This window comes from Escherichia sp. KTE159 (genome assembly GCF_000408805.1).
GTDB lineage: Bacteria > Pseudomonadota > Gammaproteobacteria > Enterobacterales > Enterobacteriaceae > Escherichia > Escherichia marmotae.
In genome coordinates this window covers 1,533,230-1,551,164 of sequence record NZ_KE137292.1, presented here as the reverse complement: position 1 = coordinate 1,551,164, position 17,935 = coordinate 1,533,230, and the positions used below count along the sequence as shown (strand labels likewise).

Annotated in this window: 18 protein-coding genes and 1 pseudogene; 10 read left to right on the top strand and 9 right to left on the bottom strand. The window is 51.6% G+C overall.

Going from position 1 to position 17,935, the window contains the following annotated elements; all coding sequences use genetic code 11:
- Nucleotide 1 precedes the first annotated feature (1 nt).
- Together A31E_RS14130 and A31E_RS14135 are read left to right on the top strand one after the other, a co-directional pair.
- Entirely contained in the window at nucleotides 2-1,375 is a 1,374-nt protein-coding gene (locus tag A31E_RS14130) for an efflux transporter outer membrane subunit (protein WP_000946209.1), read from the top strand.
- An 8-nt stretch (nucleotides 1,376-1,383) separates the two neighbouring features.
- Entirely contained in the window at nucleotides 1,384-2,547 is a 1,164-nt protein-coding gene (locus tag A31E_RS14135) for a multidrug effflux MFS transporter (protein ID WP_016248748.1), read from the top strand.
- A 57-nt stretch (nucleotides 2,548-2,604) separates the two neighbouring features.
- Here the strand turns inward: A31E_RS14135 and A31E_RS14140 are convergent, their stop codons facing one another.
- The 8 genes from A31E_RS14140 to pspF form a co-directional block, all read right to left on the bottom strand.
- Nucleotides 2,605-3,795: an IS4-like element ISEc60 family transposase gene (locus tag A31E_RS14140; RefSeq protein ID WP_016248747.1), complete on the bottom strand. Its 1,191-nt coding sequence runs from the start codon at nucleotides 3,793-3,795 to the stop codon at nucleotides 2,605-2,607.
- Nucleotides 3,796-3,912: 117 nt separating this feature from the next.
- Nucleotides 3,913-4,719 carry a peptide ABC transporter ATP-binding protein SapF gene (gene sapF / locus A31E_RS14145; protein ID WP_000573415.1) on the bottom strand — a complete coding sequence of 269 codons (807 nt, stop codon included), beginning with the start codon at nucleotides 4,717-4,719 and terminating at the stop codon, nucleotides 3,913-3,915.
- Between the two features lies 1 nt (nucleotide 4,720).
- Nucleotides 4,721-5,713, bottom strand: a complete 993-nt coding sequence (sapD, locus tag A31E_RS14150; RefSeq protein ID WP_001128856.1) for a peptide ABC transporter ATP-binding protein SapD — start codon at nucleotides 5,711-5,713, stop codon at nucleotides 4,721-4,723.
- Nucleotides 5,713-6,603, bottom strand: coding sequence for a peptide ABC transporter permease SapC (sapC, locus tag A31E_RS14155; protein ID WP_001146144.1), 891 nt, complete (start codon nucleotides 6,601-6,603; stop codon nucleotides 5,713-5,715). Before sapC ends, sapD begins: the two co-directional genes overlap by 1 nt.
- Nucleotides 6,590-7,555: a putrescine export ABC transporter permease SapB gene (sapB, locus tag A31E_RS14160; RefSeq protein ID WP_000583280.1), complete on the bottom strand. Its 966-nt coding sequence runs from the start codon at nucleotides 7,553-7,555 to the stop codon at nucleotides 6,590-6,592. The genes sapC and sapB overlap by 14 nt, the downstream gene beginning before the upstream one ends.
- A complete protein-coding gene (gene sapA, locus A31E_RS14165; protein ID WP_001250188.1) occupies nucleotides 7,552-9,195 on the bottom strand; it encodes an ABC transporter substrate-binding protein SapA in 1,644 nt (547 codons plus the stop codon). The genes sapB and sapA overlap by 4 nt, the downstream gene beginning before the upstream one ends.
- A 300-nt stretch (nucleotides 9,196-9,495) precedes the next feature.
- Nucleotides 9,496-9,741: a YmjA family protein gene (locus A31E_RS14170; RefSeq protein ID WP_001015094.1), complete on the bottom strand. Its 246-nt coding sequence runs from the start codon at nucleotides 9,739-9,741 to the stop codon at nucleotides 9,496-9,498.
- 226 nt (nucleotides 9,742-9,967) lie between these two features.
- Complete coding sequence (pspF, locus tag A31E_RS14175; protein ID WP_001516479.1) at nucleotides 9,968-10,945, bottom strand: phage shock protein operon transcriptional activator; 978 nt, start codon at nucleotides 10,943-10,945, stop codon at nucleotides 9,968-9,970.
- Between the two features lie 165 nt (nucleotides 10,946-11,110).
- On the opposite strand from pspF, the gene pspA reads away from it, so the two are divergent.
- The 8 genes and pseudogenes from pspA (at nucleotide 11,111) to tyrR (ending at nucleotide 17,302) form a co-directional block, all read left to right on the top strand.
- On the top strand, nucleotides 11,111-11,779 hold the full coding sequence (gene pspA, locus A31E_RS14180; RefSeq protein ID WP_000511027.1) for a phage shock protein PspA: 669 nt from the start codon (nucleotides 11,111-11,113) through the stop codon (nucleotides 11,777-11,779).
- A gap of 54 nt (nucleotides 11,780-11,833) precedes the next feature.
- Complete coding sequence (gene pspB / locus A31E_RS14185; protein ID WP_001274965.1) at nucleotides 11,834-12,058, top strand: envelope stress response membrane protein PspB; 225 nt, start codon at nucleotides 11,834-11,836, stop codon at nucleotides 12,056-12,058.
- On the top strand, nucleotides 12,058-12,417 hold the full coding sequence (pspC, locus tag A31E_RS14190; protein ID WP_016248746.1) for an envelope stress response membrane protein PspC: 360 nt from the start codon (nucleotides 12,058-12,060) through the stop codon (nucleotides 12,415-12,417). Before pspB ends, pspC begins: the two co-directional genes overlap by 1 nt.
- Before the next feature lie 8 nt (nucleotides 12,418-12,425).
- Nucleotides 12,426-12,647: a phage shock protein PspD gene (gene pspD, locus A31E_RS14195; protein ID WP_001469239.1), complete on the top strand. Its 222-nt coding sequence runs from the start codon at nucleotides 12,426-12,428 to the stop codon at nucleotides 12,645-12,647.
- Between the two features lie 42 nt (nucleotides 12,648-12,689).
- A pseudogene (pspE, locus tag A31E_RS0122600) lies at nucleotides 12,690-13,035 on the top strand (thiosulfate sulfurtransferase PspE).
- Between the two features lie 119 nt (nucleotides 13,036-13,154).
- Nucleotides 13,155-14,552, top strand: coding sequence for a YcjX family GTP-binding protein (locus tag A31E_RS14200; protein ID WP_016248745.1), 1,398 nt, complete (start codon nucleotides 13,155-13,157; stop codon nucleotides 14,550-14,552).
- The gene (locus tag A31E_RS14205) at nucleotides 14,549-15,613 is read left to right on the top strand and encodes a YcjF family protein (RefSeq protein WP_016248744.1); all 1,065 of its coding nucleotides are present in this window, start codon (nucleotides 14,549-14,551) and stop codon (nucleotides 15,611-15,613) included. Before A31E_RS14200 ends, A31E_RS14205 begins: the two co-directional genes overlap by 4 nt.
- Nucleotides 15,614-15,760: 147 nt before the next feature.
- On the top strand, nucleotides 15,761-17,302 hold the full coding sequence (gene tyrR / locus A31E_RS14210) for a transcriptional regulator TyrR (RefSeq protein ID WP_001516475.1): 1,542 nt from the start codon (nucleotides 15,761-15,763) through the stop codon (nucleotides 17,300-17,302).
- 44 nt (nucleotides 17,303-17,346) lie between these two features.
- Here tyrR and tpx read toward each other — a convergent pair whose 3' ends face one another.
- Nucleotides 17,347-17,853: a thiol peroxidase gene (gene tpx / locus A31E_RS14215; RefSeq protein ID WP_000078458.1), complete on the bottom strand. Its 507-nt coding sequence runs from the start codon at nucleotides 17,851-17,853 to the stop codon at nucleotides 17,347-17,349.
- Between the last annotated feature and the right edge of the window lie 82 nt (nucleotides 17,854-17,935).

Below are 17,935 nucleotides of genomic sequence, written 5' to 3'. Positions count from 1 at the left end.
TATGTTGCGTCGTTCTCTAATTTTTCTGGTGCTGTTGAGTGCGGGATGTGTCTCGCTCGATCCCCACTACAGCACGCCCGAATCCCCAATCCCGGCGAGCTTGCCGGGAGCACAGGGGCAGGGGAAGGCAATCAGCCATGACTGGCAACAGGTGATCCACGATCCCCGATTGCAGCAAGTGGTGACCATTGCACTGAACAGTAACCGCGATGTGCAAAAAGCGATTGCTGATATTGACTCAGCGCGGGCGCTCTATGGGCAAACTAATGCGTCGTTATTCCCGACGGTGAATGCAACCTTAAGTTCGACCCGCAGTCGTTCGCTGGCGAATGGCACGGGGACCACTGCTGAGGCTGACGGTACGGTGTCCAGTTTTACGTTAGATCTGTTTGGTCGTAATCAGAGTTTGTCACGGGCAGCGCGAGAAACCTGGCTTGCCAGTGAATTTACAGCCCAGAACACCCGTTTAACGCTGATTGCCGAAATCAGCACCGCCTGGCTGACCCTGGCGGCCGATAACAGCAACCTGGCTCTGGCAAAAGAAACGATGGCCAGCGCAGAGAACTCATTGAAAATTATCCAGCGCCAGCAGCAGGTTGGCACGGCGGCAGCGACAGATGTCAGCGAGGCGATGAGTATCTATCAGCAGGCGCGCGCCAGCGTTGCCAGCTATCAGACGCAAGTGATGCAGGATAAAAATGCCCTGAACTTACTGGCGGGTACAACACTTACGGAAAATCTGCTACCGGGAACACTGGAAAGCCTGCCGGAGCAGATGATAAGCCTGGTTCCTGCGGGAGTGTCATCTGACGTTTTGCTGCGTCGCCCGGATATCCAGGAAGCGGAACATAATCTGAAGAGCGCCAATGCTGATATTGGTGCCGCGCGGGCTAACTTTTTCCCGACGATTTCGCTGACTGCAAGTGCTGGCGTCGGCAGCGACGCATTATCGTCGCTGTTCAGCCACGGAATGCAGGTCTGGTCATTTGCGCCCTCGGTAACATTACCGCTGTTCACCGGCGGTAGTAATCTGGCGCAGCTTCGTTACGCAGAAGCACAAAAGCGCGGGCTTATTGCCACCTATGAGAAAACCGTTCAGAGCGCTTTCAAAGATGTTGCTGACGCGCTGGCTCGTAGAGCAACAGTTGAAGAACAACTGGATGCACAGCGTCAGTATGTTAAAGCTGAACAACAAACGGTCGATATTGGCCTGCGCCGCTATCAGGCCGGTGTCGGTGATTACCTGACCGTGTTGACGGCACAACGCACTTTGTGGAGCGCACAGCAGGCGTTACTGGCATTGCAACTGACTGATTTCACAAACCGGGTAACACTCTGGCAGTCGCTGGGCGGCGGCATGTCATCACTTAAGTAAGGAATAGTATGGCTAGAGTCTCTCTTTCATGGGCATTGATTCTTGGTCTTTTAGCCGGTATCGGCCCGATGTGTACTGACCTTTATTTGCCCGCATTACCTGAGATGTCGGAGCAACTGGCGACAACCACGACCATAACGCAATTGACGTTGACCGCGTCACTAATCGGTCTTGGCGTAGGGCAACTGTTATTTGGCCCTCTGAGCGACAAAATAGGACGTAAACGCCCGTTAATCTTGTCGTTACTATTGTTTATTGTCTCCTCCATTTTGTGCGCGACAACTAACAATATTTACTGGCTGGTGGTCTGGCGTTTTATTCAGGGGATCGCGGGGGCAGGTGGTTCGGTGCTCTCTCGTTCTATTGCTCGTGACAAATATCAGGGGGTAACGCTGACCCAGTTCTTTGCACTGTTAATGACGGTGAATGGCCTGGCTCCGGTATTGTCGCCAGTGCTGGGAGGTTACATTGTCAGCACCTTTGACTGGCGCACTTTATTCTGGGTAATGGCTGAAATTAGCACCGTACTGTTGCTGGGCTGTCTGTTATTTATCCATGAGACATTGCCAGAAAATAAAAGGGGCTCATCATTACTATTAACCGGACGAAGTGTGGTGCAGAACCGCCGTTTCATGCGTTTTTGCCTGATTCAAAGTTTTATGCTGGCTGGCTTGTTTGCGTACATCGGTTCTTCGTCTTTCGTATTACAGAAAGAATTTGGCTTTAGCCCAATGCAATTCAGCCTGGTGTTTGGCCTTAACGGCATCGGGCTTATCATCGCTTCATGGATCTTCTCACGACTGGCCCGACGACTTAACCCGATGAAATTGTTGAGAGTCGGCCTGGTAGCGGCGATTCTGTGTGCATTGCTCACTGTCTTATGTGCATGGTTGCAGTTACCCATTCCGGCACTGGTGGCATTATTTTTCACCATCGCATTTTGTAGCGGCATAGGCACTGTTGGTGGGGCTGAGGCAATGAGTGCTGTAGGGACGCAAGAATCAGGAACGGCATCTGCGCTGATGGGGATGAGTATGTTTGTCTTTGGCGGTATAGCTGCGCCGTTATCGGGAGTAGGTGGGGAAACTCTGTTAAAAATGAGCCTGGCGATTACGGTGTGTTACACGCTGGCATTGCTGGTTGCTCTCACCAGAATCGACAGTCAGAAGTAATGGATTAATGAATGCCTCATTCTGACGGGGATTTTCCCTGAGGGATCCCCAGAAAATTTAGTAAACCATTATCATATTGGTATACCGTTGCTGTAGAACTTTCAGCCCTGCGTCAAGTGACAGTGTGTTTAGTATGAGTGGAGAATGTCGAATCACATTCTCCACCAGTTTTAACAACGAGATGACTCGCCTGTGCTTCACTGTATTTGCCTGATATTTATGATGTATCCCTTTGTTTTCCAAGCTGAAACCGCTTAACCACATAATGATACTGGCTAATGTTGCGATCAGACTCAATACCGTGACTCGCCCGGATGAATGACTGGCACCAAACCGTAGTCCAAATCCCCAGCGAGGATTTTTTTCATCCCTGAAATTTTGCTCAATTTGCATTCTACGGCTGTATAATTTCATTACCTGTTTTGGCGAGAACTCAGTACTGTTTGTGAAAATAAACCATGGTGATTTCCCGGCAGTACGAGCTTTAGCCGTCACCGATGGTCTGGTTGCTCTTTCCTTTGAGCGTTTAAATCTACGACCTTTAGGCTTACTTTTATAAAGATAAAAATGCCCTTCATGTTGTGCATTTTTATCTCGACCCAGCAGGCCTTCACCTAAATAAATTGCTGTCGTTGATGCTTTTGTGCCTGAGTCCGACACCTTTTCCCAGCCATCACCAACATTGTAATAATGATTGCCCAGTACCCGGCAAATATAGGTCCAGCCACGGGAGCGGAGCTGTTGGAACCATCGCCCCTGAAAACCGGCATCTGTAATAACAATGACATCAGTCCCGGGGGAAAAGCACTCAGCAAGCGATTCCAGAAAACGCTCATGTACGTCTGCATTCGCTGTCTGTGATGATGGAACGACACAACTCATCAACGGTAAAGAACGCCCGTCACATGCCAGGCTTGCCCGCAAAAGCTGAAAACGAGAGGCATGATAAGCACTCCAGTCAATGAGTATCACAACACGAGACATTCCCCGCGTAATCTTTTGGGTAATTCGCTGAAAAATGGTGGAAACCTCATTTTGCAAATGTCGATTCCCCAACAGTCGATCCACCCGCTTTATTTTGTTTTTAACTGATGCCGTACCGGTTAAATGACGCCCGATACTGGTAAGTGTGAGGGAAGCGCCATTTATTACAGCATTAGTTGCGTCAATCAGTGATTTTTGACGGTAAAGATGCAAAGGGGCCAGTATGTTGTTAAGGAAATTTTGGCATAATGAACGTGCAGGCATAGTGGTGATCTCCTTGAAATTGTTAGCACAATCAATTAGATCACATCTCACTATGCCTGTCTTGTTTTCTGGGGATTCCTCAGGGGATTTTCCCCTGTCAGAATGAGGCGCCGAAGATTAACGATCTTTGCGCCACGCATCTGCCGTCAACGCTTCGCCAAAGTGCCCGGAAATGAGCCGCTTGGTGAGTTCATGTAGCGGCGATGCCAGCACGTCAGCCGTACTGCCGCGCTCGACCACTTCGCCCTGATGCATGACCAGAACCTGGTCGCTGATATGCTTCATCATCCCGATGTGTTGGGTAACATAAATATAAGAAATGCCCTGTTTTTCTTGTAACTCCAGCATCAGGTTAATCAACTGCGAACGCATCGACATATCCAGCGAGGCGAGAGCTTCATCCGCGATAATGACTTTAGGGCGCAATATTAGTGCGCGAGCCAGACCCAGACGCTGTTTTTGCCCTGGTGCCAACATATGCGGATAGTAACTGACGTGATCCGGCAGCAGTCCGACCATACGCATCGTTTCAATAATCTGTTTGCGCCGCTGCTCAGGCTCGAGGTCAGTGTTCAGGCGCAGCGGAAAATCCAGGATCTGCGAGATACGCTGACGTGGATTCAACGAGGTCGACGGGTCCTGAAAGATCATGCGAATCCGCTGGCTGCGGAAAGAGTAATCGCCAAAATGCAGCGGATGATCGTCAATCAATAACTCACCGCTGGTTGGCTCAATCATTCCCGCCAGCATTTTCGCCAGCGTCGATTTTCCGGAACCGTTCTCGCCAATAATCGCCAGCGTCTGGCGTTCACGCAGCGTAAAGCTCAAGGGTTTTACGGCTTCTACGGTCTGACGACGAAACCAGCCGGTTCGGTAGCGGAACGTTTTGCTTAAATTACGCACTTCGAGCAGGGTTTCTATCATCTCACTCTTTCTCCATGTTCAGCGGGAAATGACAGGCATAGAGATGATTTTTCGCCCCCGTCAAACGCGGCGTCACAATACATTCTCGTTGTGCATACGGGCAACGTGGTCCCAGACGACAGCCAATCGGTAATTGTTCCAGCAGAGGGATGGCACCGGGCAGCGTATTGAGGCGACTTTTATGCGGCATCGCGCTGCCGAAGTCCGGTATCGCGCGGATCAACGCCTGGGTATAAGGATGATGCGGCATCGTCACCAGCTCCTTACTTGGCGCGGATTCCACCGTTTGGCCACAGTAAAGCACGTTAATTTTATCCGCCCATTGGCTAAGCATTTGTAAGTCATGGCTGATAAGCAAAATGGTGGTGTTACTGTTCTGATTCAGACGCGTCAGCAGGCGAAAAATCTGCGCCTGGGTGGTTGGCTCCATCGAGTTTGTCGGTTCGTCAGCTATCAGCAGACGTGGTTGATTTGCCAGCGCGATGGCAATCATCACTTTCTGGCATTCACCTTCGGTTAACTCATACGGAAAGCTGCGCATCGCATCTTTGTGATCTTTAATCCCCACACGGTGCAGCAGCTCAATGGCACGGCGTTTGCGCCAGCCAAAACGCTGCCACCAACGCCCTTTGTAGGTCCAGGCCGGGATATTTTGCATCAACTGACGACCCACACGTTCAGAAGGGTCGAGACACGATTGCGGTTCCTGAAAGATCATCGATACATTGTGCCCAACCAGCTTGCGCCGTTCGCGCGCGGAGAGACGCAACAGATCGATATCATCAAAACGCATACGGTCAGCGGTAACACGCCAGTTATCTTTATTAACGCCACAAATCGCTTTCGCAATCAAACTTTTGCCGGAGCCAGACTCGCCAACAAGGCCACGGATTTCACCTTCGGTTAAGGTCATACTCACGCGGTCAACGGCTTTAACCCACTCATCACCGGTTTTAAATTCAATGGTCAGGTTACGAATATCCAGTAACGGCATTATTCCACCCCCGCAATAATCGCACGACGTACACCATCGCCAAGGAGGTTAACCAACAACACGCTGATCATAATTGCCGCTCCAGGCAGCATCACGGTCCACGGGGCGACATAAATCAGCTCCAGTGCATCGCCAAGCATCGCTCCCCATTCAGGCGAGGGGAGTTGCGCGCCGAGATCGAGAAAGCCCAGCGCGGCGATATCAAGAATTGCCATCGACAGTGCGCGGGTGATCTCTGTGACCAGTCCGGCGGTAATGTTCGGCAACACGGCAAACCAGAGAATATTCAGCGTCGTTGCGCCATCCAGACGGGCAGCAATAACGTACTCTTTTTCCAGCTCATCATGCACCATGCTGTAGACCGAACGCACCATACGCGGCAGTAACGCCAGCCAGACGGCAAACATTGCGTGCGACAAACTCGGCCCGGCAAACGCGACGACGATAATCGCCAGCAGCAGGGACGGGATCGCCAGTAAAGTATCCAGAATATGGTTAAGCACCGCTGACCGTAAACCATGCGTAGCACCGGCGAAGGTGCCGAGCACAAGACCACAGATTGTCGCGGCAAGCGTCACCACAAATGCGCCGCCGACGGTAGGCGCAGCACCGCTCAGTAAACGGCTTAAAACATCGCGACCAAGGTCATCGGTGCCGAGGAAAAAAGAGACTTCTCCGTAGCGCGACCATGACGGCGGCAACAATTGATAACCGAGAAATTGCTGGTCGATGTCGTAAGGCGCAAACCAGCCGCCAAAAATACACAACACAGCCAGCCCCGCGCAGCCGTACAGGCCGACCATTGCAGCGGCATCACCATAGAATTTGCGCCAGGCGGTACGCAGCGTGCCGGGCGGGCGCTTCTCGCTGTATACGCTATCGTAAGGCATACCATTCCTTATGTTTCAGAGGGTTAGCCATGGCACCCAAAATATCAGAAATCACGTTAACAATAATGACCAGTGAACCGCAGACCATCACTCCGGCGGAAATGGCTGCGTAATCCTGCTGGCGGATGGCGTTAATTAACCAGCGGCCAAGTCCAGGCCAGCTAAAGACCATTTCGGTGATCATCGCCAGTGTCAGCATGGTGGAGAACTGTAATCCCAGGCGAGGGATGACAGGAGGTAACGCGTTATGTAACACGTGGCGACGCAAAATAGTAAAGCGCGACAAACCGCGGGTTGCCGCTGCTTTCACATAGTTCTGGTCATACACTTCGATGGTGCTGATACGCATCAGACGGATCACTTCGGTAGTCGGTGCAACCGACAGGGTGATGACTGGCAATACCATATGACGCATTGCGCTCATGATCATTTCATCCCGCCACGGTGAGTCCGAAAGCCAGGCATCAATCAACGCAAAACCGGTAATCGGTTTCACTTCGTAGAGCAGATCGAAACGCCCTGAAACGGGCAGCCAGCCTAATGTAAGCGAACAAAACAGCGTCAACAGAAGTGCTAGCCAGAAAACAGGGATCGAAAAGCCCAATAACGCGATGGCGTTGATCAAATTATCCTGCCACTTATGGCGTGTAATTCCGGCAATCATCCCCACGGGGATCCCAACAATCAGCGCAAAACCGAAGGCGAGAATGCACAGCTCCATCGTCGCCGGGAAGACCTCTTTTAACTGCTCGGCAATCGGCTGACCGTTAATGCTGGAAACGCCAAAATCCCAGTGGATCAGGCCGTTAAACCAGAACACCCATGCATTCCACAGCGACGCGCCTTGTAACGGCGCATGTGGCGTGAAATAGCTCAAACTGAAGCCAACAAAGGTCAGCAGGAACAAGGTCACGATCAATAACAAAATGCGGCGTAAGGTGAAGATAATCATGGTTTTTTCACCTCATTTTGCTTTTCGCGGTACACCCCTGCGAAGGAGGCGTTACCAAACGGGCTAAGAACCAGCCCTTTGATATCGTAACGGTAGGCCTGCAAGCGCAGTGACGAGGCCAGCGGCAGAATGGGCAACTCCTGCGCCAGAATACTTTGCGCTTCGTCATAGGCTTCAATACGCGCAGCCAGTTGCTGCGAGGAGAGCGCCTTACGCAATACGCTGTCAAATTTCGGATCGCACCAGTGGGCAAGGTTGGTCTGGGAGTGAATGGCCGCACAGCTCAGTAACGGACGGAAGAAACTGTCCGGATCATTACTGTCCGTCGCCCAACCGGATAACGTCAGATCATGGCTCATATCCATCAATCGCGCCTCCTGAAAACGACCTTCTACCGGTACAATCACCACTTTCACGCCGACCTGCGCCATATCCGCCTGAATGAGTTCGGCGGTCTTCAGCGGGCTGGGGTTCCACGCCTGTGAGCGCGTCGGCACCCACAGTTTCAGCGTTAAGTTTTCCAGTCCCAACGCCTTCAACTGTTCGCGTGATTTCGCTGGATTGTATTCGGTAATTTTAGCCTCGTTGTCATAAGCCCACGAGGCGCGCGGTAAAATTGAGGCCGCAGTTTCAGCCGTACCGTAATAGATAGATTGCATCAGGCGCTGGTTATTGATCGACAACGCCAGCGCGTGGCGGACTGCTGGATTATTTAGCGGCGGTTTGGCGGTGTTAAACGCCAGATAGGCAACGTTCATCCCCGGACGCAGCGTTAAACGCAAACGCGGGTCATCGCGCAAAATAGATAGCTGACTGGCAGCGGGCCAGGCCAGAACGTCACATTCACCGGTCAAGAGTTTCGACAGCCGTCCGGTGCCGCCAGAGCCTAAATCCACCACCACCTGCGGCATCAACGGCTTGCCTCGCCAGAATTCATCATGACGTTGTAAGCGAATATATTGCCCCGTGCGATTTTCCGACAGTTTATACGGTCCGGTGCCGACGGGCTGGCGGTCGAGTTGCTCCTGGCGATCTTCTTGCTCTAACTTCTGGGCGTATTCGGCAGACATTACCGACGCATAGTGGGTTGCCAGGTGCCATAAAAAGGAGGCGTCAGGCTGGGACAGACGGAACTCAACGGTGTGATTATCCAGCTTGCGGACGCTTTTAACGTTGTCGGCAAATTGCAGACTGTCGAAATAGGGGAAGTTGCTACCGTTGACGTTATGCCACGGGTTGCTGCGGTCAAAAATTCGCTGGAAGGTAAACACCACATCATCGGCATTCATTTTGCGCGTGGGAGTAAACCAGGCCGTTTTTTGAAACGGGACATCGCGGCGCAGGTGGAAGCGATAGGTCGCGCCGTTGTCGAGCACTTCCCAGCTTTCGGCAAGTTCCGGCATCAGACGATAGGTATAAGGATCGACATCCAACAGTCGATCATAAAACTGGGCGGCAAGGGTATCGACAATTAACCCACTGCTCGCTTTGGATGGGTTAAAGGTGTTGACTTGTCCGCTGACGCAATAGACAAAACCGCTGTCGCGGATATCAGCGTGCGGGGCGGGTTCAGGCGCGGCTATTGCCTGACCACTCACAAGTCCAGCAATCACCAAAAGAGACGATAATACCTGGCGCATAATATTAAGGGATTTTATGTAAAGAGGCTATCTTACTAATATTTAATGACATTTGCCATTACCGTTTGTGTTCAGGGGTCGTAATGAGGGCCGTGTGGTTGGTCGTTGAACAGGTGGCGTCGCCATCTGTTCAACATTCGTACCCGTGATTTCTTTATAACTATAACTCACAGAACAACTTAGCGAGGTGCAGACAGGCGCGATCGTGAGACTGACTGCAGATTGCTGACAAGGTGTGTCTCATTTTTAGCCGGATGCGGTACGGCCTACAATCCTGGCCGGGCGTCCACTATTAAATGATTACTCATTACCCCATTGATTCAAGAACTCTGCGATCTCATCAATGTGCGCGGGATTAATCCCTGCTTCAGCGGCCATTTCATGCTGGGCTTCTTCGCTGATCTCTTCATTGTTCATCAAACGGGTGAGCAGTAACTGGAAGTAGTGGGCCAGCGCCGTGCGCTCAGATTCTGCGACAGATTTTGCGCATTCGCTCGCGTATTCATCGGCAATATCGAAATATTTCAGTGGGATATCGTGGTTCATGGTTTACCCTGGGGTTAATGCGTTAAGCATAGGGGCGGATGATAGCACTCGTGATCCGGGTCATACATCTTTTTATAGATAACGGCGCTGCGCACCGCCAGTGCGCCAGGCTGCGTCTGGCGAAACCCGTATCATGCACTAGCTGACAGTATATTGAATTTAAACGGTTTTGTTGGTCGAACAGGACGTTTACGCCGCATCCGGCAAGTGACATTGCCTAACCCCGCTAAATCTGGTGCTTTTTCAACAATGCGCGGAACTGATGATAGGTTAATCCCAGTAATTCAGCCGCGCGTTTCTGGTTATATTTCCCCTGTTGCAAACTGAGCTGAAGTAACTCTTTTTCCTGCAGCATCTGAAATTCGCGCAAATCCACCGGCAACGCCGGAAGTGATGTCGTTTCTGAAACGGCGATAGCTTCTTCCGGTGGACGCTGTTTAAAGGGATCAATAATGATGTCATCAAGCGGATAATCGCTGGTGCCGTGGCGATACACCGAACGTTCCACCACGTTTTTCAATTCACGAATATTTCCCGGCCAGCGATAATTTAGCAGCGTTTCTCTGGCGCGTTCCGTAAAACCCGGGAATAGAGGCAGTTTGATTTCCCGACACATTTGGATGGCAAAGTGTTCCGCCATCAGCATAATATCGCCTTCACGCTCACGCAGCGGCGGCAGTTGCACCACGTCGAAAGCCAGACGGTCGAGCAGGTCGGCGCGAAAAGTGCCTTCATTGACCATCGCCGGAAGGTCGGCGTTCGTGGCACATACCAGCCGCACATTGACCTGTAATGGCTGACTACCGCCGACGCGTTCCAGTTCACCATACTCGATCACGCGCAACAATTTTTCCTGCACCATCATCGGTGCCGTAGCGAGTTCATCAAGAAACAACGTGCCGCCGTCTGCGCGTTCAAATCGTCCCGGATGACGTTTTTGCGCGCCGGTAAACGCGCCAGCTTCATGGCCAAACAGTTCGGAATCCAGCAGATTTTCATTTAACGCCGCGCAGTTAAGAGAAATAAACGGCCCTTGCCAACGCGAAGAAAGGTAGTGCAGGCGGCTGGCGATCAACTCTTTACCGGTGCCGCGCTCGCCAATAATCAACACTGGTTTGTCCAGCGGCGCGAGATGCGAAACCTGTTCCAGCACTTCGAGAAAGCTGTTCGCTTCACCGAGTAAGTTATCTTTGTATTCAGCCATGATGAAATTCGCCACTTGTTAGTGTAATTCGCTAATTCATCCTGGCATGTTGCTGTTGAATCTTCAATCAGATCTTTATAAATCAAAAAGATAAAAATTGGCACGCAAATTGTATTAACAGTTCAGCAGGACAATCCTGAACAAAGAAATCAAGAGGACAACATTATGGGTATTTTTTCTCGCTTTGCCGACATCGTGAATGCCAACATCAACGCCCTTTTAGAGAAGGCGGAAGACCCGCAGAAATTGGTGCGTCTGATGATCCAGGAGATGGAAGACACTTTGGTTGAAGTGCGTTCTACTTCGGCGCGTGCGCTGGCGGAAAAGAAACAACTGACTCGCCGGATTGAACAAGCGTCGGCTCGTGAAGTTGAGTGGCAGGAAAAAGCCGAACTGGCACTGCTGAAAGAGAGAGAAGATCTGGCGCGTGCAGCGTTAATTGAAAAACAGAAACTGACCGATCTGATTAAGTCCCTGGAACATGAAGTGACGTTGGTGGACGATACGCTGGCGCGCATGAAGAAAGAGATAGGCGAACTGGAAAACAAGTTGAGCGAAACCCGCGCTCGCCAGCAGGCATTAATGCTGCGTCATCAGGCGGCGAATTCGTCGCGCGATGTGCGCCGTCAGTTGGATAGCGGAAAACTTGATGAAGCGATGGCGCGTTTCGAATCTTTCGAACGTCGTATCGACCAGATGGAAGCAGAAGCAGAAAGCCACAGCTTTGGTAAACAACGATCGCTGGATGAGCAATTTGCTGAACTGAAAGCCGATGACGCAATCAGCGAGCAACTGGCGCAATTAAAAGCCAAAATGAAGCAAGATAATCAATAATAACACCCCAGGCGGCGTCTGAACGCGCCGCCGCTCATCGTCTAAGGAGTACTTATGAGCGCGCTATTTCTGGCTATTCCGTTAACCATTTTTGTGCTGTTTGTTTTGCCTATCTGGTTATGGCTGCATTACAGCAACCGCTCCAGCCGCGGTGAATTGTCGCAAAGTGAACAGCAGCGATTAGCGCAACTGGCAGATGAGGCAAAACGGATGCGTGAGCGTATTCAGGCGCTGGAGTCCATTCTTGATGCTGAACATCCGAACTGGAGGGATCGCTAATGGCGGGTATTAATCTCAATAAAAAATTATGGCGCATCCCACAACAGGGCATGGTGCGTGGTGTCTGCGCAGGGATTGCCAATTATTTTGATGTGCCCGTAAAACTGGTGCGTATTCTCGTGGTGCTGTCGATATTCTTCGGCCTGGCGCTGTTTACCCTGGTCGCTTACATCATCTTGTCATTTGCCCTTGACCCGATGCCGGACAACATGGCGTATGGTGAACAACAACCTTCCAGCAGCGAATTGCTGGATGAAGTCGACCGTGAACTGGCGGCCAGTGAAACGCGTTTACGCGAGATGGAACGTTATGTCACTTCCGACACTTTCTCGCTACGTAGTCGTTTCCGTCAACTGTGAGGAAAGTTATGAATATTCGCTGGCAACAGGCCGGGCAAAAGGTGAAGCCTGGTTTCAAATTAGCAGGCAAGCTGGTACTTCTTACCGCACTGCGCTACGGCCCGGCGGGCGTTGCTGGTTGGGCGATAAAATCTGTTGCTCGTCGGCCGCTGAAAATGTTGCTGGCTGTGGCGCTGGAACCGCTGTTAAGTCGGGCCGCTAATAAACTGGCACAGCGCTATAAAAGGTGAGGGGAGTTTCGCAAAAATTGTTAAATCTCAGGCGTATAATGGATAGCAATTTTCATCCATAGAAGGACGCTTACATGTTTAAAAAGGGTTACTAGCGCTGACGCTGGCGTTTTCACTGCCTGTTTTTGCCGCTGAACACTGGATCGATGTTCGTATTCCAGAACAGTATCAGCAAGAGCACGTTCAGGGAGCCATCAATATTCCCCTGAAGGAAGTGAAAGAGCGTATTGCCACCGCCGTTCCGGATAAAAACGACACCGTTAAAGTGTATTGCAACGCAGGGCGTCAGTCCGGACAGGCAAAAGAAATCCTCAGCGAAATGGGGTACACCCACGTTGAAAACGCCGGTGGTCTTAAAGATATTGAGATGCCGAAGGTCAAAGGTTAAAAGAATTACTCATTGAGCGGTGTAAATAACACCGCTTATTTATTTGATAAATCAAAATTAACCCACATTATTACCTCCAGCATCTCATCCTTTCTACAGCTTTCTGGCACAGGACAGCAATGAAGCGACTCAAAAATGAACTTAATGCGCTGGTGAATCGTGGTGTCGACAGGCACTTGCGACTGGCCGTAACCGGTCTTAGCCGCAGTGGGAAAACAGCGTTTATCACCGCGATGGTTAATCAGTTGCTCAATATTCATGCCGGAGCACGTTTGCCGCTATTAAGTGCGGTGCGTGAAGATCGTCTGCTGGGCGTAAAACGCATTCCCCAGCGTGACTTTGGCATTCCGCGCTTCACCTATGATGAAGGTCTGGCGCAATTATATGGCGATCCTCCGGCCTGGCCGACGCCAACGCGCGGCGTCAGCGAAATCCGCCTGGCATTGCGTTATAAATCGAATGATTCGCTGCTGCGTCATTTCAAGGACACCTCCACGTTGTATCTGGAGATTGTTGATTATCCCGGCGAGTGGCTACTCGATTTGCCAATGCTGGCACAGGATTATTTAAGCTGGTCGCGGCAGATGACGGGCTTGCTTAATGGTCAGCGTGGCGAGTGGTCGGCAAAATGGCGGATGATGTGCGAAGGGCTGGACCCGTTAGCTCCTGCCGACGAAAATCGTCTTGCGGACATTGCCGCCGCGTGGACCGATTATCTCCACCATTGCAAGCAGCAGGGGCTGCACTTTATCCAGCCTGGTCGCTTTGTCTTGCCTGGCGATATGGCGGGAGCGCCTGCGTTGCAGTTCTTCCCGTGGCCGGATGTTGACGCCTGGGGTGAGTCCAAACTGGCACAGGCCGATAAACACACCAACGCCGGGATGCTGCGTGAGCGGTATAACTATTACTGCGAGAAAGTGGTGAAAGGTTTCTATAAGAATCACTTTCTGCGCTTCGACCGCCAGATTGTACTGGTGGATTGCCTGCAACCGCTCAACAGTGGTCCGCAGGCTTTTAACGATATGCGCCTGGCGCTGACGCAACTGATGCAGAGTTTTCATTATGGGCAGCGCACGCTGTTCCGGCGCTTGTTCTCGCCGGTTATCGACAAATTACTGTTTGCTGCGACGAAAGCGGACCATGTGACCATCGATCAGCACGCCAATATGGTTTCATTACTGCAACAACTGATTCAGGACGCCTGGCAAAATGCGGCGTTTGAAGGGATCAGCATGGATTGTCTGGGGCTGGCCTCAGTTCAGGCGACCACCAGCGGCATTATCGACGTTAACGGTGAGAAAATTCCGGCGCTGCGCGGCAATCGATTGAGCGATGGCGCACCGCTCACTGTTTATCCTGGCGAAGTTCCCGCACGTTTGCCCGGTCAGGCGTTCTGGGATAAGCAAGGTTTCCAGTTTGAGGCGTTTCGTCCGCAGGTAATGGATGTCGACAAACCGCTGCCGCATATTCGTCTTGATGCCGCGCTGGAATTTTTAATAGGAGATAAATTGCGATGACCGAACCGTTGTTAAAACCACGTATTGATTTCGACGGTCCGCTGGAGGTCGATCAGAACCCTAAATTCAGGGCGCAGCAGACCTTTGACGAAAGTCAGGCGCAAAATTTTGCACCGGCGACGCTCGACGCAGCACAGGAAGAAGAAGGGCAAGTTGAAGCGGTGATGGATGCCGCATTACGCCCGAAACGCAGTCTGTGGCGCAAAATGGTGATGGGCGGGCTGACGCTGTTTGGCGTGAGCGTTGTTGGTCAGGGGGTGCAGTGGACGATGAATGCCTGGCAAACCCAGGACTGGGTGGCGCTGGGCGGTTGTGCCGCTGGGGCATTGATCATCGGCGCTGGCGTTGGCTCTGTGGTGACGGAGTGGCGGCGGTTATGGCGCTTGCGCCAGCGTGCTCATGAGCGTGATGAAGCGCGAGATTTGCTGCATAGCTACGGTACTGGAAAAGGGCGAGTTTTTTGTGAAAAGCTGGCGCAGCAGGCGGGGATCGATCAGTCGCATCCGGCGCTGCAACGCTGGTATGCCTCGATCCATGAAACGCAGAACGATCGCGAAGTCGTCAGTTTGTATGCCCATCTGGTTCAGCCGGTGCTGGATGCGCAGGCGCGCCGCGAAATCAGCCGTTCAGCGGCAGAATCTACGCTGATGATTGCCGTCAGTCCGCTGGCGCTGGTGGATATGGCGTTTATTGCCTGGCGCAATCTGCGGTTGATTAATCGCATCGCCACGCTGTATGGCATTGAACTGGGTTATTACAGCCGTTTGCGTCTGTTTAAACTGGTGCTGCTGAATATCGCTTTCGCCGGGGCCAGTGAACTGGTGCGCGAAGTGGGGATGGACTGGATGTCGCAGGATCTCGCCGCACGCTTGTCGACGCGCGCTGCCCAGGGGATTGGTGCCGGGCTACTGACTGCGCGTCTGGGAATTAAAGCTATGGAACTTTGCCGTCCGTTGCCGTGGATTGACGATGACAAACCCCGTCTGGGTGATTTCCGTCGTCAGCTTATCGGTCAGGTAAAAGAGACGCTGCAAAAGGGCAAAACGCCCAGCGAAAAATAACGCAATATCGGGTACTGATCGGATATCTTTACGCCGAAGTGCCCGTTTATTCGTCTTTGTGTCAATGTTTGTTGACAGAAACCTTCCTGCCACTCGAATAGTGTCATATCATCATATTAATTGTTCTTTTTTCAGGTGAAGGTTCCCATGCGTCTGGAAGTCTTTTGTGAAGACCGACTCGGTCTGACCCGCGAATTACTCGATCTACTAGTACTAAGAGGCATCGATTTACGCGGTATTGAGATTGACCCAATCGGGCGGATTTACCTTAATTTTGCCGAGCTGGATTTTGACAGTTTCAGCAGCCTGATGGCGGAAATTCGCCGTATAGCAGGTGTTACCGATGTACGCACGGTGTCGTGGATGCCTTCCGAGCGTGAACATCTGGCGCTGAGCGCATTGCTTGAGGCATTGCCTGAACCCGTGCTTTCTGTCGATATGAAAAGTAAAGTGGACATGGCGAATCCGGCGAGTTGTCAGCTATTTGGTCAGAAACTTGAGCGTTTACGCAATCATACCGCTGCGCAATTGATTAACGGATTTAATTTTTTACGTTGGCTGGAGAGTGACCCGCAGGATTCGCATAACGAACATGTGGTGATCAACGGGCAGAATTTCTTGATGGAGATAACGCCGGTCTATCTTCAGGATGAAAATGACCAGCACGTTTTGACTGGTGCGGTGGTGATGCTGCGTTCGACGATTCGTATGGGGCGTCAGTTGCAAAATGTGGCTGCGCAGGACGTCAGCGCCTTTAGCCAGATTGTCGCCGTTAGCTCGAAAATGAAACACGTTGTCGAGCAGGCGCAAAAACTGGCGATGTTAAGCGCGCCGCTACTGATCACGGGTGACACGGGTACAGGTAAAGATCTCTTTGCTTATGCCTGTCATCAAGCCAGCCCTCGTGCCGGTAAACCTTATCTGGCGCTGAACTGTGCATCTATTCCGGAAGATGCCGTTGAGAGCGAACTGTTTGGGCATGCCCCGGAAGGGAAGAAAGGGTTCTTTGAGCAAGCGAACGGCGGTTCGGTGCTGCTGGATGAGATTGGTGAGATGTCGCCACGGATGCAGGCTAAACTGCTGCGTTTCCTCAATGATGGCACCTTCCGTCGGGTTGGCGAAGATCATGAAGTGCATGTTGATGTGCGGGTGATTTGCGCGACGCAGAAGAATTTGGTTGAGCTGGTGCAAAAAGGCGTATTTCGGGAAGATCTCTATTATCGCCTGAACGTGTTGACGCTGAATCTGCCGCCGTTGCGTGACTGCCCGCAGGATATCATGCCGTTAACCGAATTGTTCGTCGCGCGCTTTGCCGACGAGCAGGGAGTGCCGCGTCCGAAATTGGCTGCCGATCTGAATACCGTGCTGACACGTTATGGTTGGCCGGGTAACGTGAGGCAATTGAAAAATGCGATTTACCGTGCACTAACGCAACTGGATGGCTACGAACTGCGCCCACAAGATATTTTGCTGCCAGATTATGACGCTGCTACCGTCCCTGTGGGGGAAGATGCGATGGAAGGTTCGCTGGATGAGATCACCAGCCGATTTGAACGATCGGTATTAACCCAGCTTTATCGCAATTACCCCAGCACGCGCAAACTGGCAAAACGTCTGGGTGTTTCCCATACCGCGATTGCCAACAAATTGCGTGAATACGGCCTGAGTCAGAAGAAGAGCGAAGAGTAAACACGTAAAATGCCTGATGGCGCAATACCATCAGGCATAATAACTTACGCTTTCAGTACAGCCAGAGCTGCGTCGTAATCCGGCTCGGTGGTGATTTCATTCACCAGTTGGCTGAAAATCACATTGTCATTTTCATCAATTACGACAACTGCGCGCGCTGCCAGGCCTTTCAAGGGGCCTTCAGCGATCTCAACACCGTAAGCTTTCAGGAATTCGCTATTACGGAAAGTGGAAAGGGTGATTACATTGTTCAGACCTTCCGCACCGCAGAAACGAGACTGGGCGAATGGCAGATCGGCAGAAATACACAGTACAACGGTGTTATCGATTTCTGTCGCCAGTTGGTTAAACTTACGTACTGATGCGGCGCAAACACCGGTATCAATACTCGGGAAAATGTTCAGCACTTTGCGTTTACCCGCAAACTGACCGAGGGTGACGTCAGACAGATCTTTTGCCACGAGAGTAAAAGTCTGCGCTTTGCTACCCACTTGCGGGATGGAATTGGCGACTGTAACCGGGTTGCCCTGGAAATGAACGATTTGTGACATGATTATCTTTCCTGTTTACATATAGTTAACGTCACATCTAGTTTATGCTAACTGTCAATAACACAGCAAACGCTATTTGCGC

Bases quoted from the DNA above. Each gene is read 5' to 3' on its own strand.
- A31E_RS14135 (WP_016248748.1), top strand. From the start codon at position 1,384: ATGGCTAGAGTCTCTCTTTCATGGGCATTGATTCTTGGTCTTTTAGCC.
- pspC (WP_016248746.1), top strand. From the start codon at position 12,058: ATGGCGGGTATTAATCTCAATAAAAAATTATGGCGCATCCCACAACAG.
- pspD (WP_001469239.1), top strand. From the start codon at position 12,426: ATGAATATTCGCTGGCAACAGGCCGGGCAAAAGGTGAAGCCTGGTTTC.
- A31E_RS14140 (WP_016248747.1), bottom strand. From the start codon at position 3,795: ATGCCTGCACGTTCATTATGCCAAAATTTCCTTAACAACATACTGGCC.
- sapC (WP_001146144.1), bottom strand. From the start codon at position 6,603: ATGCCTTACGATAGCGTATACAGCGAGAAGCGCCCGCCCGGCACGCTG.
- tyrR (WP_001516475.1), top strand. From the start codon at position 15,761: ATGCGTCTGGAAGTCTTTTGTGAAGACCGACTCGGTCTGACCCGCGAA.
- A31E_RS14130 (WP_000946209.1), top strand. From the start codon at position 2: ATGTTGCGTCGTTCTCTAATTTTTCTGGTGCTGTTGAGTGCGGGATGT.
- pspF (WP_001516479.1), bottom strand. From the start codon at position 10,945: ATGGCTGAATACAAAGATAACTTACTCGGTGAAGCGAACAGCTTTCTC.
- sapD (WP_001128856.1), bottom strand. From the start codon at position 5,713: ATGCCGTTACTGGATATTCGTAACCTGACCATTGAATTTAAAACCGGT.
- tpx (WP_000078458.1), bottom strand. From the start codon at position 17,853: ATGTCACAAATCGTTCATTTCCAGGGCAACCCGGTTACAGTCGCCAAT.
- sapF (WP_000573415.1), bottom strand. From the start codon at position 4,719: ATGATAGAAACCCTGCTCGAAGTGCGTAATTTAAGCAAAACGTTCCGC.
- pspA (WP_000511027.1), top strand. From the start codon at position 11,111: ATGGGTATTTTTTCTCGCTTTGCCGACATCGTGAATGCCAACATCAAC.
- sapA (WP_001250188.1), bottom strand. From the start codon at position 9,195: ATGCGCCAGGTATTATCGTCTCTTTTGGTGATTGCTGGACTTGTGAGT.
- A31E_RS14205 (WP_016248744.1), top strand. From the start codon at position 14,549: ATGACCGAACCGTTGTTAAAACCACGTATTGATTTCGACGGTCCGCTG.
- pspB (WP_001274965.1), top strand. From the start codon at position 11,834: ATGAGCGCGCTATTTCTGGCTATTCCGTTAACCATTTTTGTGCTGTTT.
- A31E_RS14170 (WP_001015094.1), bottom strand. From the start codon at position 9,741: ATGAACCACGATATCCCACTGAAATATTTCGATATTGCCGATGAATAC.
- sapB (WP_000583280.1), bottom strand. From the start codon at position 7,555: ATGATTATCTTCACCTTACGCCGCATTTTGTTATTGATCGTGACCTTG.
- A31E_RS14200 (WP_016248745.1), top strand. From the start codon at position 13,155: ATGAAGCGACTCAAAAATGAACTTAATGCGCTGGTGAATCGTGGTGTC.